Source organism: Streptomyces roseolus (genome assembly GCF_014649855.1).
Classification (GTDB): Bacteria; Actinomycetota; Actinomycetes; order Streptomycetales; family Streptomycetaceae; genus Streptomyces; species Streptomyces roseolus.
The window spans coordinates 167699-183180 of the sequence record NZ_BMTV01000013.1; the positions used below are offsets into that span (position 1 = coordinate 167699).

Below are 15482 nucleotides of genomic sequence, written 5' to 3' on the forward strand. Positions count from 1 at the left end.
GACGGCCGTGCGAAGGTGCTCCGGTGTCTCTGATCCCCCCTGAAGTGGCTGCCTTCGTCATCGAGGCCTCCCGGCTGCCCCTGGCCGCCCTGGACGAGATCCGGGACGCCACCGCCCGGGCGGTGGCGTCGGGGGAGTACGAACCGGATGCCGTGCCGGAGTTCGACGCGGCCCGCTTCGCCACGCTCCGGAAGGCGGTCCGCGACGCCTTCCACCCCCGGTCCGGGGAACTGCGCGCCGGCCGGCCCGGCGGCCTGCGCGCCGCGATCGGTTGTACGACGATGACCGCGCAGGCGGTCTGGAAGCGGGACGGGCTCAGCGCCGCCGACTACGCCGTGCTCACCGGCGCCTTCCTGGCGCACGGGGTCGGTGTGCCGGCCCGGACTCCCGGCTGAGGCCGTCGATCCGGGCGCGGAGCCAGGCCGGGTCCGGGTTGGTGTGGTGGCGGCCGGCGAGGAGGACCGTGGGCACGGTCTCGTCGCCGTCGTTCACGGCGCGGACGGCGGCCGCGCCGTCCGGGTCGCGCCGGATGTTCACCCAGTACGCCTGACGGGCCCGGCGGCCGAGGCGGACGCGGAGGCGCACGCAGAAGGTGCAGCCGGGACGCCAGTAGACGACCGGGCGGCCGTCGGCCGCGCTGCGGCGCAGGGCCTCGGCCGCACCGGTCGGCCTGGGGAAGACGAGCGGGGAGGTGGCGGCGGCGAGGAGGAGGAAGAGCACCAGGAGGGCGAGGCCGGTGACCGGCCCGCCGTCCGCCGCACGGCTCCCCGCGGCGAGCAGCCCCGCGAGGGCCAGGAGGGTCGGCGTCACCCAGGAGCGTGTCACCGGGCCAGGCTAGCCGCCCCGACGCGGGGGTGACGGGCGCGGGCGGCGTCGACGCGGGTGGCCCCGGAGGCGGGGCCGCCGAAGCGGAGCCGGTCGCAGGCGGCGAACTCCGGCTCCGTCGAGTCGAGTTCGTCGACGAGGGCGTGCAGACGCTCCGCCGGGGCGGGCGTCCCGGCGTCCGGAGCGCTCTCCGGCATCGGGACCTCCCGGCGCCAGGGACGCGGGCCCGTCCCGCGTGGGGCCCGTCCCGCGTGGGGTCCGTGCCGCGTGAGGCCCGTGCCGCGTAAGGCCCGGAACGCTAGCCGCCGGACGGTTCGGGCCCGGCCGAGCCGTCGAGCGCGCCCCAGGTGAGCCCGGGGCGTTCGGCGAACGCCTCCGCCACGCGCCCCCGCCAGCCGGTGGGGGCGGGCTTGTCCTCCGCGTGCCGGGCGTACGGACCGGCCCTCCGGGCGGCCTCGCGGCGGCAGGGGCCGCAGTGGGTCTCGTCCGCCACCGGCCGGAACACGTGCGCCTCGCCCGGCCCTTGGCACTCCACGAGCGGGCCGGGCGCCGGACGCGGGGCCTCGCCGAACGGAGCCTCCGTCGGCTCCGGCGGGAGCTTCTCCGTCAGCCGGTGCCGCAGGAAACCCGCTGCCGAGTGGACGCCGCCCCGGGGCAGGTGCCCCGTCAGCACGTGCCGCAGGTCGCTCGCCGATACGCCCCTGCGCAGCCACTCCGCAGCCGTGGCGGCGAGGGCACGTGCCTCGCGGACGCCGAGGCGCAGGTCGCGGTGGACGTGGTGGAGGGTGAGGAGGAGGCGTTCGGCGTGGACGAGGGCGGGATCGTCGGGCTCGGGGTGGTCCTCGGGCGGGGCCCCGGGCCGGTCGTGGGGCGGAGCCTCGGGATGATCGTGGGGCGGGGCCTCGGGGCGGTCGTGGGGCGGCGGCGCGGGCATGCCCCGGGGCGGCGGCGCGGGTCGGCCCTGGGGCGGCTCCTCCGGTCCGGTGACGGCGGTCGCCGAGCGGGGGGTCGGGGGGTGGGGGTTGTTCTTCTCCCCGTCTTCGTCTTGGGGGGAGCCACCGGGTTCCGGGGCGGCCGGTCCACCGACCGTCGGATCGGGCACGGTCGGTGACCGGTCGCCGTGGCGCACCGCCGTCGCCTCGTCCCGCGTGAGGGTGACGTTCGCGACGAGCTGTTCGGTGATCCAGCGCCCCCGGTCGTCCTGCCATCGCCACTCGTGCAGATGTCCGCATGCGGCCAGGGCAGCCTTCGCGCGCTGGTACGCCCGGGGCTTCATGCCCAGGTCGACGGCGTGCTCGCCGAGCGGCTTCACGGTGGCCGCGCTCGCCGGGAGGCCCTGGAGGTAGATGAGGAGGATCTTCGCGTCGCTGGTCAGTCGCGGATTCCGGACGACACCGTGCGAGACCTTCGTGTACGCCGACAAGGGCGCGATAGCATGCCGAAGCATTTCTGGTGGACTCCGAATCCACTGGCGATGAAGGCCCTCGGACGGTGTTGGCGCACCCCCGGGGGCCGCTCCTTTTACGGAGCGTGACGTTGGCGTCACCGTAGCGCAGACTCCACCGTCCGGTACAACAACTCTCCCTCCACGAACGGATCTTCGAGCGTCGGGAGCGACCTCCGGCCCCGCGGCCACGCGTACCCGGCGCCAGGAGGAGGAGGCGTTCCTCTCCCGCGTCGTCTCCCCGCCGCCTGGAGCGAGTTCCTCGCCCGGGCGAAGCAGGCGCGGCGCACGCGAAAGGGCCTCCGTCCCGGTCGGGGCGGAGGCCCTGGGTCGTGGGGCGAGCCGCTAGAAGACGGCGTTCATGTCGTCCCAGTTGTAGTCGCTGTCGTGGTGGAAGCCCGCGTTCAGGCCGCCGGTGCCCCTGCCCGTGTACACCATCATGCAGCCGGCTCCCTCGCAGCTGCTGCCCGTGAGGGACGTCGAGGCGCCGCTGCCGGTGATGGTCAGCAGGTCGTTGGGGTCGCCGTACTCGATGTTGCCGATGCCGACGAACGTCTTCATCACGTTCCAGCCGCCGCCGACGAGGGCCCGGGTGCCGAGGGCTCCGGGCTTGGTCGGGTAGCGCCAGAGCTTGCCGGTCGACGCCTCGCGGGCGAGGAGGTCGGCCCGGCCGTCGCCGTTCATGTCACCGGGGGCGACCAGCGCGTTCATGCCGTTCCAGCCGCCGGAGCCGATCAGCTTGCGGGCACCGAGACCACTGCCCGTACCGGGGTACAGCCACAGCTTGCCCGTGGACTTCTCCACCGCCAGGAGGTCCGAACGGCCGTCGCCGGACAGGTCGCCGAAGGCGGTGAGGTGGTTCATCGAGTTCCAGCCACCCGAACCGATCAGCACGCGCGAACCGACGTAACCGGTACCGGCGCCCTTGTACAGCCACAGCTTGCCGGTGGACGCCTCGCGGGCGATCACGTCCTCCTTGCCGTCACCGGAGAAGTCACCGTGCCGCGTCAGGGCGTTCATCGCGTTCCAGCCCGAACCCACCAGCTTGCCGCTGCCGTCACCGGGGAGGAACCACAGGCGGCCGGCCTTGTCGCGGACCAGGAGGTCCGACGAGAGGTTGCCGTCCAGGTTGGCGAAGGAAGAACGGACCGAGGCGTCGGAGAAGACGTGCCAGCTGGGATACGCGGGGCCGGTGCACTCCCGGTACGTGGGGACGAGCTTCAGCGAACTCATCGACCTCAGGCCCATGTACCCCCACTCCGTGCCGCCCGGGTCGGGCTCACGGGTGCCGACGCCCCAGTACGAGGTCGTGTAGTTCGGCTCGTCGTAGCCGCACGCGTACATGTTCGTGCGGTTGGAGACCGCGTTGATCTTGTTGTCCCAGGTGCCGAGCGTCGGCATGCTCGTGGTGGTCTTGAGCATCGTGCCCGTGGCGTGCGCGGTGGTCCAGGCGCAGAAGTAGCCCTTCGGGCAGTCGCTCGGCTCCGCCTGGGCGGGGGCCGCGCCCGCGCCGAGGACGCCGATGGTGGCGAGGCCGAGCGCCGTGGCCGCGGTGGCCAGGCGCCGGCGCAGAGATATGCGCATGAGTTCCCCTGATGTCCCTGATGCTCCTGACCCCGAGCGGCCTGATGGCCCTCGGGGCGGGCGGCGCGGAGACGTACCGCTCGACGCGTCGCGGAGGGACCGTACCGCGCCCGGGGCGGGCGGCTCCAGCGGGGTGCCGGCCGCCCGCCCCGGCCGCCCGCCCCCTGCCCCGCTCCGGGGTTCGGCGCGGGGTTCGGTGCGGGACTCGCGCCGGGCCGTGCCGCCGGGGGTCGTCACGGGGTCAGGACGCCGGCCAGGAAGGGGGTCACCGCTTCGGCCCAGGCCTCCGGGTGGGTGTAGTGGAGGAGGTGGCCGGCGTCGGGGATCTCCGCGTACGCGCCGTGGGGCAGGACGCGGACCATCTCCTGGGCCTCGGCGCGGCCGAGCTCGCCGTCGAGGCCGCGGACGACGAGGGTGGGGCAGCGGACCTGGGCGAGGGAGTCCCAGTGGGCGTCGTGGACCCAGGTCTCGCGGGAGGTGAGCATCTGGTCGGGGTCGAAGACCGGGCGCCAGCCGTCCGGGTGGGAGGCCATGACCTCGGCGAAGAACGCGCCCCGCGCCGGGTTCGGCGTCTCCACCCACGGGTCGTCCGCGCCGAACCAGCGGTGGACGGCCTCCAGGGACGGGAAGGGCGTCGGCCAGCCCTCGAACCAGTCCCGCCAGGCGCGCTGCGAGGCCGCGCCGAGCGCGGAGGCCCGCATGTCGCTGATGACGAGGGCGCGGACCAGTTCGGGCCGCTCGGCGGCCAGTTGCCAGGCCGTGAGCGCGCCCATGGAGTGGCCGACGAGGGTGACGGGGCCGAGTCCGAGCCGCTCGATGACGGCCGCGGCGTCCGCCACGTACGCCTCGCGCGTGAAGGGTCCGGCGGGCGGCTTCTCGCTCGCGCCGTGGCCGCGCTGGTCGAGTGCGATCGTGCGGTGTCCGCCGCCGAGGAGGCCCGCGGCCCGGGCCCAGTGGCCGGCGTGGCCCATCAGGCCGTGGAGCAGTAAGACCGGGGCGCCGGAGGGGCGGGGGAGGGCGGTGCGGTCCTCGGGGCCGGTGGGCTGGCGGGTGATGCTCACGGTGGGCGTACGCGCGGGTGTACGCGTGGACGTCCGGGCCTCGGACGTGGTCCCGTCCCGGGCCGCGCCCTCCGCCGTGAAGTCCCAGGCCGTCAGCCGGATGCCGTCGGCTCCGGTGACGTCGAGTCGTCGCGCCATGTCTGGCACCCCCTCTTTTCCTGTCCAACCCCGCCAGACTATCGAACCCACATTCGAAAATGCGCTTCTGCCACCCAACACCCCTCGTTCGAGTGACAGGCCTCAAGGGTTGGCGCGCGTGGCCGAGGGGAGATCTTCACCGGGAGGCGGACCGCTCGGGGAAAACGGTCCGAAGGGAACGACCTTGAGAGCTCGGGGCTCCAGGTCGGAACAGGGGAGGGCAGGCCCCGGCGCCGCGAGGCGCCGGGGCCCTCTGCCTTTCCGGGCCCCCGCGCCCCGGGCACCCGTGCCTCGGGCGCCCTTCCCCCGGGCCTCTTTTCGCCGGACGCTCCGTCAGAAGCGGTCCCCCGGGCGCGTGTCAGTCGGCGTACGGCCTCCGTCGCTCCCATGGCCCCACCCCTTCCGCGCGTCACGCAACGCACGCAGCTCGTTCCAGCCTGGCACGCCGAGGGCACGCGCGGGGCCATTCCGGCGTAAAACGGGGCGCATGACGAACCCGTCGCCCGACCGTGGCCCATTCGTGACCGCCGACCGCGCAGCCGGTCCCCCGTCCCGCTGGCCGGCACGGTCATGCGCAGTGCCCAAGTCCTCGCCAAGGGCGACCACATCGCGATCCTGAGGGAAGGTCACCTCACGATCGAGCAGCAGCGGGTCGTCACCACCGAGGACGGCCCGGCCTGGTTCCCCCGGTGGGCGGTCCGGCTGGGCGTCGTGGGCTTCCTCGGCGCCTACACCGCGTACGTGCGGCTGACCGGCGCCGCGCACGGCACGGGCAGGGGCTCGGCCGCGTTCGCCGCGGTCCCCGGTCTGTTCGTCGGCGGCCTCGGCGTCGTCCGCAGCGCCGTGGACCGCGCGCTGTCGGCCCGTCGGGGCGTCACGGTCGTCGCCACGCGCGCGTGCCACCCCAACGGCAAGCGGGCGAGCCACTACCGGTTCACCGACGTGAGCGGCAACGAGCTGACCACGCACTACGGCTCCGGCCGGGTCACGGACGAGATCCACGTCGCGTACGACCCCGGGGCCCCCTCGCGCCGTCACGCCGCCTCCGAGCCGGCCTACGTCACCGTCGTGAAGCACGCCCTGGGGCTGCCGGCCCTCAGGGGCGTCCTCTCCCTCGGCCTGTGGGGCGCGCTCGCCTCCCTACCCGTGACGGGCCCCCATGCGACGGGGCGGGGCCGGGACGCTTCCGCGCGCCCGGCCCCGCCCCGCCCCGCTCGTACCGCGGTGGAACTCAGCGCTTCGCGACGAAGACGTGCGCCGCGACCTCCGCGTCCAGCTCGGCCGCCTCGCCGCTGCTGCCGACGAGCACGCCGCCCGCCGACTCCGACACGGAGACGACCGAGCCGGGCTGCACGCCGGCGCGGCGGAGCGTGTACATGAGCTGGGCGTCCGTCTGGATCGGCTCGCCGATGCGGCGGACGATCACCGTCTTGCCCCCGGTGGCATCCAGGTCCGCCAGCGACACCATCGAGTCGTCGAGGAAGGACTCGGCCTCGGCCTTCTCGCCCAGCTCCTCCAGGCCCGGGATGGGGTTGCCGTACGGCGACTCCGTCGGGTGGCGCAGCAGCTCCAGGACGCGGCGCTCCACGGCCTCGCTCATCACGTGCTCCCAGCGGCACGCCTCCGCGTGGACCTGCTCCCACTCCAGGCCGATCACGTCGACGAGCAGGCACTCGGCGAGGCGGTGCTTGCGCATCACGCGGGTCGCGAGCTTGCGGCCCTCCTCGGTCAGCTCCAGGTGGCGGTCGCTCGCCACGGCGACCAGGCCGTCCCGCTCCATGCGGGCGACCGTCTGGCTCACCGTGGGGCCGCTCTGGTCGAGCCGCTCGGCGATCCGGGCACGCATCGGGACCACACCTTCCTCTTCCAGCTCCAGGATGGTGCGGAGATACATCTCCGTGGTGTCGATCAGTCCGGACATTCGTGCCCCTCGATGAGTCGTGCGCTGGCCCTGCACCAATTCTTGCGCATCGGAGCGACAACCGGGCGGCCCCCGCCCCGGAGCGGGAGAACTGAGGACACCGGGGCGGCGGAGGCAGTATTGACAGAGCAATGGTCCAGACCGCACCGTGATCGGCGACCTCGACGAGAAGGAGCTTCCTCACATGGGCGAGAGCAAGCTGGCCGGACAGTTCTTCGACGCCGCGATCGGCCTGCTGCAGGAGGTGCGCGACGGGGACTCCGCCGAGATCGCCGCCGCCGGCGCGGCGGTCGCCGAGGCCGTCGCGAACGGCAACCGCCTCTTCGCGTTCGGCGCCGGGCACTCCTCGCTGCCCGCCCAGGACGTCGTCTACCGGGCCGGCGGGCTCGCGCTGATGAACCTGCTCGTCGTCCCCGGCGTCGTCGGCGTCGACGTCATGCCGGCGACGCTCGGCTCCGCCCTGGAACGCGTCGACGGGCTCGCGGGGGCCGTCCTCGACTCCTCCCCCGCCTCCGCCGGCGACGTGCTCTTCATCATCTCCCTCTCCGGCCGCAACGCGCTGCCCGTGGAGATGGCGATGAACGCCCGCGCGCTCGGCCTCACCGTCATCGGCGTCACCTCGGTGGCGTACGCGACGGAGACGAAGTCGCGGCACGTCTCGGGGACGTACCTCAAGGACCACTGCGACATCGTCCTCGACTCCCGGATCGCGGTCGGCGACGCGGAACTCGCCCACGAGGGCATCGAGGCGCCGTTCGCCCCCGCCTCCACCGTCGTCACCAGCGCCCTCATGCAGGCGACGATGGCCGCCGCCGCCGAGGAGCTCGTCCGGCGCGGCGTCGAGCCGCCGCTGCTGCGCTCGGGGAACGTCGACGGCGGGCACGAGTGGAACGGCCGCGTGATGACCGAGTACGCGGACCGGATCTTCTACCGGCACTGACGCCCGCCCCTGCGGGGCGGCGGGCCGTCCCGGGCCTCAGCCGAGCGGCGGTGCGTCCAGTGCCGCCGCGACCCGGGCCGCGACCGTCTCCGCGTACAGCGCGTCCTGGCGGTCGAAGGCCCCCCGGGCGGCCGTGCGCAGGAAGGTGAGGACGCCGACGGTACGGCCCCGGGACCGCAGGGCCGTGCACAGCGCGTGCGCGGTGTCCGCGGGCCAGTGCCGGGCCGCCGCCCACTCCGCCGCGTCCCGGCCCGCGTCCACCCGCACCGAACCCGCCCGGTCCCACGCCTGGAGGGCCGGGTGATCGGTGCCGTACCGCTGCGGGAAACCGCCCTCGAAGCCGCCGCCGAGGCCGTCCGCGTCCGGGGCGCCCGCCGGGGACGCCACCGCGCGGGTCAGCCGCCGGTCGCCCGCCACCCGGTCCACCAGGCCGTGGTCGGCGAACCCGGCCAGCGCGAAGTCGAGGAGGACGGCCACCGCCTCCGCCGGGTCCGCGTACTCCGCCGCCGCCACGCCCGCCCGGTGCAGCTGGCTCCAGCGGAAGCGGGTCCGGTCCGCCTCCCGGGCCGCCAGCCGCTCCGCCGTCACGTCCTGGAACAGCCACGCCACGCCCAGCGGCGCCGGCTCCTCCGTCATCGGCGACGACAGCCGTACGAAGCCGCTGCGCCAGCACCGCCGCCGCTCCCCCGCCCCGGCGCCCGAGGTCGACGCGAGCGTCACCCACAGGTCCGCGGGGGCGGGCGGGGCGCCCTCCGCGAGCACGTGCTGGAGCGCGCCCTCCAGTTCCTCCACGCCCCGGGCGACGACGTCGCCGAGGGGGCGGCCGAGCAGGGTCGTCCGGCCCGTGCCGATGGCCTTCGCCGCGTAGCCGTTGACCACCGCGGGGCGCAGGTCCGCGTCGATCAGGACGACGCCCCAGGGCGCGTCGTCGAAGAGCGCCTCGCTGAGCGCGATCGACCGCTCCAGGTCTATCTGCGCGTGCACCTCGCTGAAGGCGCAGTAGACACCGGCGGGCCGCCCGTCGGCGCCCCGCACCCCGGCGGACTGGCTGCGGACCAGGACCCGGCCGCCGTCCTTGCGGAGCAGCGCCAGTTCGTGCACCTGCCGCCCCGGGGTCCGCATCGCCCCCATGAGGCGGGCGAGCGTCTCCTCCGCGTCGGCGCTGCGCGCCGCCCAGCCGTCGAAACCGCGCCGTCCCACGGCCTCCGCCGCCGGCCAGCCGAGGATCCGCTCGGCCTCGCGGTTCCAGTGCGTCACCGTCCCGTCCGCGTCCAGCGCGCACAGCGCCGCGTCCATCCCGTCGAGCAGCGCGGCGAGCAGGTCGCCGTCCTCGCTCGGCACGGAAGCGGTGTCTCGCGTGGACCCCGTGAAGGCACTCACCTGGCACTCCCCCCCGGTAACCCCCTGATGGGGGCCATTCAACTGGAACGTGACCCAGAACACACCCGGTTCGACGAAACGGATTCGGGGAGACAGGCCGGTTCAAGCCAGGCGGGCGAGCAAGGCCGGGTCGGCGCGGGCCGGGGGCAGGTCCCGGGGGAGGCGGGCCGGGACGGGTCCGGTCGGCGCTGCGCGGGTCGGGTCGGCACGGGTCAGGTCGGGGAGACGAAGCCCGACTCGTAGGCGGCGATCACCGCCTGGGTGCGGTCCCGGGCGCCGAGTTTCGCCAGAATGGCGCTCACATGGGACTTGACGGTCTCCGTGCCGACGATCAGTCTGCCCGCGATCTCCGCGTTGGACAGGCCCCGGGCCATGAGGCGGAGGACGTCCTCCTCCCGGTCCGTCAGGTTCGCCCGGACCAGGGCCTCGTGGGCCTCGTTGGCGGGGCGGTCCCGGCCGTAGGCGGCGGCCAGATCGCGGACGGCCGCCGGGAAGAGGAGCGAGTCGCCCTCCGCGATCAGGCGGACCGCGTGGACGATCTCCGCCGGGCGGGCCCGCTTGAGGAGGAACCCGTCGGCACCGGCGCGCAGCGCCCCGTACACGTACTCGTCGTTCTCGAAGGTCGTCACCACGAGGATCTTGGGCGGGGAACCGACCGTACGCAGGACGGCCTGGGTGGCCTCGATGCCGTCCATCAGCGGCATGCGGACGTCCATCGCGACGACGTCGGGGCGCAGGCTGCGGACGAGGGGGACGACGGCGGCGCCGTCCGCGGCCTCGCCGACCACCTCGATGTCCGGCTGGGCCTCCAGGACGGCCCGCAGGCCGGCCCGCACGAGGGGTTCGTCGTCTACGAGGAGGACCTTGATCGTCATCCGGTCAGCCTAGGGGTTCGCGTACGGCCGGTCAGCGGAGCGGAAGGACCACGGAGACGCGCCACTCGCCGTCCTTGACACCGGACTTGGCCTCGCCGCCGAGGAGGGCGGCGCGCTCGCGGATGCCGCGCAGACCGCTGCCGGAGCCGGGGACGGCGGGGGGTCTTCCTTCCGGCAGGGGGTTGGTGACCCGGAGGCGGAGGCGGCTGCGCTCGGCCGCGACGCGGACGTCGACGGGGACCTCGCCCGCGTGCCGCAGCGCGTTCGTCAGGGCCTCCTGGAGCATGCGGTACGCCTCCCGGGAGACGGGGCCCGGCAGTTCCTCGACGGGGCCGGTGATCTCGGCCTCCACCTGGGCGCCGGAGGAGCGGGCCGAGTCGAGGAGACGGGCGGCCTCGTCGAGTCCGGGGCTCGCGCCGGCGGGGCGGCGGCCGGTCTCGCGGAGCAGCATGAGGACCCGCTCCAGGTCCTCCAGGGCCGCGCGGCCGGTCTCCTCGATGGTCGCGAGGGCCCGGTCGGTGAACTCGGGGTCCTTCGCCGCGCGGGCGGCGCCCGCCTGGACGACGGCCAGGGTGAGGGCGTGGCCCAGCGAGTCGTGGAGCTCGCGGGCGATCCTGTTCCGTTCGAGGAGGCGCTCCGTCCGCTCCTCCAGGGCCGTCATGCGCTCCTTCACCGACGGGCCGAGGAGGCGGAGGGCGACCCGGGTGCCGAGCCGGCCGCCCCCGACGATCACGGCGAGGAGGGCGAGCAGCGGCAGCGGGGCCAGGGCCATCGCGCCGAGGCCCGGCGGCGGGGTCAGGGAACCGATCACCGGCTCCTCCACCGAGGTGTCGAGGAGCGTCAGCGTGCACTGGAGCAGCCAGATCGTCAGCAGCCAGGCCAGCAGGCCCGCCTCCATGCGGAAGACCAGCCACAGGGCGGTCCTGCCCCGGTCCGCCCAGGAGGCGGACGGGGTCGCCGAGATGCCGGTGGCCGCGCCGTCGGCGGGCGCCGTGCCGCGGACCCTGGCGTGTTTGCCGGGGAAGAGCATCAGGCGCGCCTGCAGCCCCTCGGCGCGGCGGGCGGACGGTACGAGGGCGACGGCCGCGACGAGCGGGATCGGCAGCGCGGCCGCGATCAGCCAGTCGACGAGGGTCGGGGAGGACAGGCCGGGGTAGACGAGTCCGGCGGCGAGCGGCACGATCGCGCCGATCGCCAGATGCAGCCATCGCGTGTACGTGACCGCCCGGATCAGGGGTCGCAGGAACATCCCGTCATCCTCGCAGCGGCGGACGGGGCGCGGCTCCCCCGCACGGGGGAGACGGTCCCCTCTGGCAGGGGATGGCACGGAGGGGCCGGGCCGCGAGCCTTGAGCCATGACCAGCATCGACATCACGAACCTCACGAAGGAATACGGCGGCCGGCGTGCGGCGCGGGCCGTGGACGGGCTGACGTTCCGTGTCGAGCCGGGGCGCGTCACCGGCTTCCTCGGGCCCAACGGGGCGGGGAAGTCCACCACGATGCGGCTCGTCCTCGGCCTCGACCGGCCGACGTCGGGCACCGCCACCATCGGCGGCAGGCCGTACGCGACGCTCGACGAGCCGCTGCGGACGGTCGGCGCGCTGCTCGACGCGCAGGCCGCGCACCCGGCCAGGACCGGCCGCGACCACCTTCGCTTCCTCGCCGCGAGCAACGGCCTGCCGGCCCGCCGGGTCGACGAGGTACTGGAGGAGACGGGTCTGACGTCGGCGGCCCGCCGTCGGATACGCGGCTATTCGCTGGGCATGCGGCAGCGGCTCGGCATCGCCGCCGCGCTCCTCGGCGACCCGGAGGTGCTGATGCTGGACGAGCCGGCCAACGGCCTGGACCCGGAGGGCATCGTCTGGATCCGCGAGCTGCTGCGCCGGCTGGCCGGTGAGGGCCGCGCGGTCCTCGTCTCCAGCCATCTGATGAACGAGACGGCGACCTTCGCCGACCACCTGGTGGTGCTGGGCCGGGGACGGCTCCTGGCGGACGTGCCGATGCGGGAGTTCATCGACGCCCACAGCCATCCGCGGGTGCGGGTGCGGACGGGCGATCCGATACGGCTCCGGGCGACGCTGCTCGCACGGGGGTGGACGGTCGGGGAGACCGCCGACCGGGACGGCCGGTGGACGGTGGAGGGCGCCTCCGCCGAGGAGATCGGCGCGGTCACCGCCCGGGAGGGCATCCCGGTCTTCGAGCTCGCCGACGAGCGCGCCTCGCTGGAGCAGGCGTATCTGGCCCTCACCTCGGATGCCGCCGAGTTCACCGCCCTCACCCCGCAGGAGGTCTGACGTGTCCGCTCTCTCCCCCGCCGCCGTGCTCCACTCCGAGTGGATCAAGATCCGGTCGATCCGGTCGAGTTTCGGCTCGCTGCTGGCCGTCGTCGTGGCCGCGCTGGGCATCGCCCTGGCGGTCTTCCCCGCCATCGGGCAGCCGGAGGCGGAGACCGGCGAGATGGATCCGCTGTTCTGGATCTACTACCCGGTGAACTTCGTGCAGATCGCCGCGATCTCCTTCGGCGCCACCGCCGCCTCCTCCGAGTTCCTCAACGGAGCCCTGCGGAACTCCCTGATGGCCGTGCCGCGGCGGAACCTCCTCTACGGAGCGAAGGCGGTGGTCGTGGGGTCGGCCGCGCTCGTCATGGGCGTGGTGGCCGGGTTCGTCATGTTCTTCACCGCCAACGCGTTCCTGGGGAAGTACGCGATAGGCATCGGCGACCCGGGCGCGCTGCGGTCCTGCTTCGGCGCCGGGCTCTACCTCGCGCTGATCACGCTGTTCTCGATGGGGCTGACGTTCCTGCTGCGCAGCGCGGTGGCGGTGCTGAGCATCCTCGTCCCGTTCATCCTCATCGTGTCCTTCGTCATCGGCGGGGTCTCCGAGGGCGCCGCGACCTGGCTCCCGGACCGGGCCGGACAGCAGATCCTCTTCCAGGAGCCCCTGGGGACGCTCGGCGCGTGGACGGGCCTGGGGGTGACGGCGCTGTGGACGGCGGCGGCGCTGCTCGCCGGATGGTGGGCGACGCGCCGGCGGGACGCCTGAGGGCGGCGGCCGGAAGGGGCCGGAAAAGCAGACGACCCGTGGGCCTTGGTCCCGTCCGCCTAGGTTCGGACGGGAGCCGGCCGGACTGACCGGCGGCCCACGGGTCGGGTGACTGCTGGGGTTTCGGCAGCTGGCCTGCCGAGGTGCACATCGTGCGACGGCAGGCCTTAGCCCGCAGTCACCTCACGAGTCCGAAAAGAAACCATTTTTTCGGATCACCTCCTTTCGCGTGTACCCCCACCCTACGAACCCTCCGGGAAGGCCACAAGGGATTTGTTTTCCGCCCGGCGGACGCGGCGCCCGGGCCGCGGCGGCCGTCAGGGGGCCAGGCGCTCCACCCGCCAGGAGCCGTCCTCCCGTACGTACCGCAGGCGGTCGTGGAGGCGGTTCTCGTGGCCCTGCCAGAACTCCACGGTCTCCGGGACGACCCGGAAGCCGCCCCACTCCGGGGGGACGGGGACCTGCTCGGAGTCGGGGTAGCGGGCGGCCAGCTCCTCGTACCGGGCGAGCAGCTCCTCGCGGGAGGCGATGACGGAGGACTGCTCGCTCGCCCAGGCGCCCAGCTGGGAGCCGTGCGGGCGGGTGCGGAAGTAGGCGGCGGTCTCGTCGCGGCCGGTGCGGGCGGCGCGGCCGGTGACGATCACCTGGCGGGCCAGCGGGTGCCAGGGGAAGAGCAGCGAGACGCAGGGGTTGGCGGCCAGCTCGGTGCCCTTGCGGGAGCCGTAGTTGGTGAAGAAGACGAAGCCGGCGTCGTCGTAGTGCTTCAGCAGGACCGTGCGGGAGGAGGGGCGGCCGTCGGGGGTGGCGGTCGAGACGACCATGGCGTTCGGCTCGTGGATCGCCGGGCTGGCGGCGGTCTCCTTGAACCAGGACGCGAACTGCCGGATCGGATCGGGGGCGAGATCGGCCGCGGTCAGTTCCTTGGTGCGGTACTGCTCGCGCATGGCGGCGGGGTCCAGGGCGTCGGTCACGGGGTCATCCTGCCGCAGCGCCCCAGTGTGCCCAGCACGGCGGGGCGCCAATCCTTCGTCGCCGGTTCGGCGCAGTGTGCCGGATGTCACGCTTCCCCGCATCATCGGAACCGTACAGACTCTTCGGCTGGACGACTGTTGAGTTTCTCCAGCCGCCGCCGTTCGGTTGATCGATCATCGATAGAAGGAGCCGCCTGATGTCCGAGTTCGTACCGGGCCTCGAAGGAGTCGTCGCGTTCGAGACCGAGATCGCCGAACCCGACAAGGAAGGCGGCGCGCTCCGCTACCGCGGGGTCGACATCGAGGACCTCGTCGGCCACGTCTCCTTCGGCAACGTGTGGGGCCTCCTCGTCGACGGCGCCTTCAACCCCGGTCTGCCGGCCGCCGAGCCCTTCCCGATCCCGGTCCACTCCGGCGACATCCGGGTCGACGTCCAGTCCGCGCTCGCCATGCTCGCGCCCGTCTGGGGCCTCAAGCCCCTCCTCGACATCTCCGCCGACCAGGCCCGCGACGACCTCGCCCGCGCCGCCGTCATGGCCCTCTCCTACGTCGCCCAGTCCGCGCGCGGCCAGGGCCTGCCGATGGTCCCGCAGAGCGAGATCGACAAGGCCGAGTCCGTCGTCGAGCGGTTCATGATCCGCTGGCGCGGCGAGCCCGACCCGAAGCACGTCAAGGCCGTCGACGCGTACTGGACCTCGGCCGCCGAGCACGGCATGAACGCCTCCACCTTCACCGCCCGCGTCATCGCCTCCACCGGCGCCGACGTGGCCGCCGCCCTCTCCGGCGCCGTCGGCGCCATGTCCGGCCCGCTGCACGGCGGCGCGCCCTCCCGCGTCCTCGGCATGATCGAGGAGATCGAGCGGACCGGCGACGCGACGGCGTACGTCAAGCAGGCCCTCGACAAGGGCGAGCGCCTGATGGGCTTCGGCCACCGCGTCTACCGCGCCGAGGACCCCCGCGCCCGGGTCCTGCGCCGCACGGCGAAGGAGCTGGACGCCCCGCGCTACGAGGTGGCCGCCGCGCTGGAGAAGGCCGCCCTGGAGGAGCTGCACAACCGCCGTCCGGACCGGATCCTCGCCACGAACGTCGAGTTCTGGGCGGCGATCGTGCTGGACTTCGCCGAGGTCCCGGCGCACATGTTCACGTCGATGTTCAGCTGCGCCCGTACGGCCGGCTGGTCGGCGCACATCCTGGAGCAGAAGCGCACCGGCCGCCTGGTCCGCCCGTCGGCCCGCTACACGGGCCCCGGCCGGCGGGACCCGCGCGAGATCGAGGGCTACGCGGACATCGCGGGCTGAACG

Annotated in this window: 15 protein-coding genes; 5 read left to right on the forward strand and 10 right to left on the reverse strand. The window is 74.1% G+C overall.

Annotated features, from left to right (window positions below; genetic code table 11):
• Window positions 1-23 precede the first annotated feature (23 nt).
• Entirely contained in the window at window positions 24-395 is a 372-nt protein-coding gene (locus tag IE245_RS17815; RefSeq protein WP_189948561.1) for a hypothetical protein, read from the forward strand.
• Here the strand turns inward: IE245_RS17815 and IE245_RS17820 are convergent.
• The 6 genes from IE245_RS17820 to IE245_RS17845 form a co-directional block, all read right to left on the reverse strand.
• On the reverse strand, window positions 340-825 hold the full coding sequence (locus IE245_RS17820; RefSeq protein WP_189948563.1) for a glutaredoxin domain-containing protein: 486 nt from the start codon (window positions 823-825) through the stop codon (window positions 340-342). The two genes, IE245_RS17815 and IE245_RS17820, sit on opposite strands and share 56 nt — an antisense overlap.
• The gene (locus IE245_RS17825; protein ID WP_189948565.1) at window positions 822-1022 is read right to left on the reverse strand and encodes a DUF6058 family natural product biosynthesis protein; all 201 of its coding nucleotides are present in this window, start codon (window positions 1020-1022) and stop codon (window positions 822-824) included. The genes IE245_RS17820 and IE245_RS17825 overlap by 4 nt, the downstream gene beginning before the upstream one ends.
• Before the next feature lie 101 nt (window positions 1023-1123).
• Window positions 1124-2248: a hypothetical protein gene (locus IE245_RS17830; RefSeq protein WP_189948567.1), complete on the reverse strand. Its 1125-nt coding sequence runs from the start codon at window positions 2246-2248 to the stop codon at window positions 1124-1126.
• A 366-nt stretch (window positions 2249-2614) separates the two neighbouring features.
• Window positions 2615-3853, reverse strand: coding sequence for an FG-GAP-like repeat-containing protein (locus IE245_RS17835; RefSeq protein WP_189948574.1), 1239 nt, complete (start codon window positions 3851-3853; stop codon window positions 2615-2617).
• A 233-nt stretch (window positions 3854-4086) separates the two neighbouring features.
• Entirely contained in the window at window positions 4087-5052 is a 966-nt protein-coding gene (locus IE245_RS17840; protein ID WP_189948576.1) for an alpha/beta fold hydrolase, read from the reverse strand.
• Window positions 5053-6283: 1231 nt separating this feature from the next.
• A complete protein-coding gene (locus tag IE245_RS17845) occupies window positions 6284-6973 on the reverse strand; it encodes an iron-dependent transcriptional repressor DtxR (protein ID WP_189948577.1) in 690 nt (229 codons plus the stop codon).
• A gap of 184 nt (window positions 6974-7157) precedes the next feature.
• Between IE245_RS17845 and IE245_RS17850 the strand changes: the two genes are divergently transcribed.
• Entirely contained in the window at window positions 7158-7913 is a 756-nt protein-coding gene (locus IE245_RS17850) for an SIS domain-containing protein (RefSeq protein ID WP_189948579.1), read from the forward strand.
• Window positions 7914-7949: 36 nt separating this feature from the next.
• On the opposite strand, the gene IE245_RS17855 is transcribed toward IE245_RS17850, so the two are convergent.
• The 3 genes from IE245_RS17855 to IE245_RS17865 form a co-directional block, all read right to left on the reverse strand.
• Window positions 7950-9293 carry a PAS domain-containing protein gene (locus IE245_RS17855; RefSeq protein ID WP_189948588.1) on the reverse strand — a complete coding sequence of 448 codons (1344 nt, stop codon included), beginning with the start codon at window positions 9291-9293 and terminating at the stop codon, window positions 7950-7952.
• A 212-nt stretch (window positions 9294-9505) separates the two neighbouring features.
• Window positions 9506-10168, reverse strand: a complete 663-nt coding sequence (locus IE245_RS17860; RefSeq protein WP_189948591.1) for a response regulator — start codon at window positions 10166-10168, stop codon at window positions 9506-9508.
• A 31-nt stretch (window positions 10169-10199) separates the two neighbouring features.
• Entirely contained in the window at window positions 10200-11417 is a 1218-nt protein-coding gene (locus IE245_RS17865; RefSeq protein WP_189948592.1) for a sensor histidine kinase, read from the reverse strand.
• Between the two features lie 106 nt (window positions 11418-11523).
• Here IE245_RS17865 and IE245_RS17870 point away from each other — a divergent pair, with 106 nt between their 5' ends.
• Entirely contained in the window at window positions 11524-12462 is a 939-nt protein-coding gene (locus IE245_RS17870; protein ID WP_189948603.1) for an ABC transporter ATP-binding protein, read from the forward strand.
• On the forward strand, window positions 12422-13210 hold the full coding sequence (locus tag IE245_RS17875) for an ABC-2 transporter permease family protein (protein WP_189948605.1): 789 nt from the start codon (window positions 12422-12424) through the stop codon (window positions 13208-13210). The genes IE245_RS17870 and IE245_RS17875 overlap by 41 nt, the downstream gene beginning before the upstream one ends.
• A 317-nt stretch (window positions 13211-13527) precedes the next feature.
• Here IE245_RS17875 and pdxH read toward each other — a convergent pair whose 3' ends face one another.
• Window positions 13528-14154, reverse strand: a complete 627-nt coding sequence (gene pdxH, locus IE245_RS17880) for a pyridoxamine 5'-phosphate oxidase (RefSeq protein ID WP_189948671.1) — start codon at window positions 14152-14154, stop codon at window positions 13528-13530.
• 224 nt (window positions 14155-14378) lie between these two features.
• Between pdxH and IE245_RS17885 the strand changes: the two genes are divergently transcribed.
• Window positions 14379-15479, forward strand: coding sequence for a citrate synthase 2 (locus IE245_RS17885; protein WP_189948607.1), 1101 nt, complete (start codon window positions 14379-14381; stop codon window positions 15477-15479).
• Window positions 15480-15482: the final 3 nt, after the last annotated feature.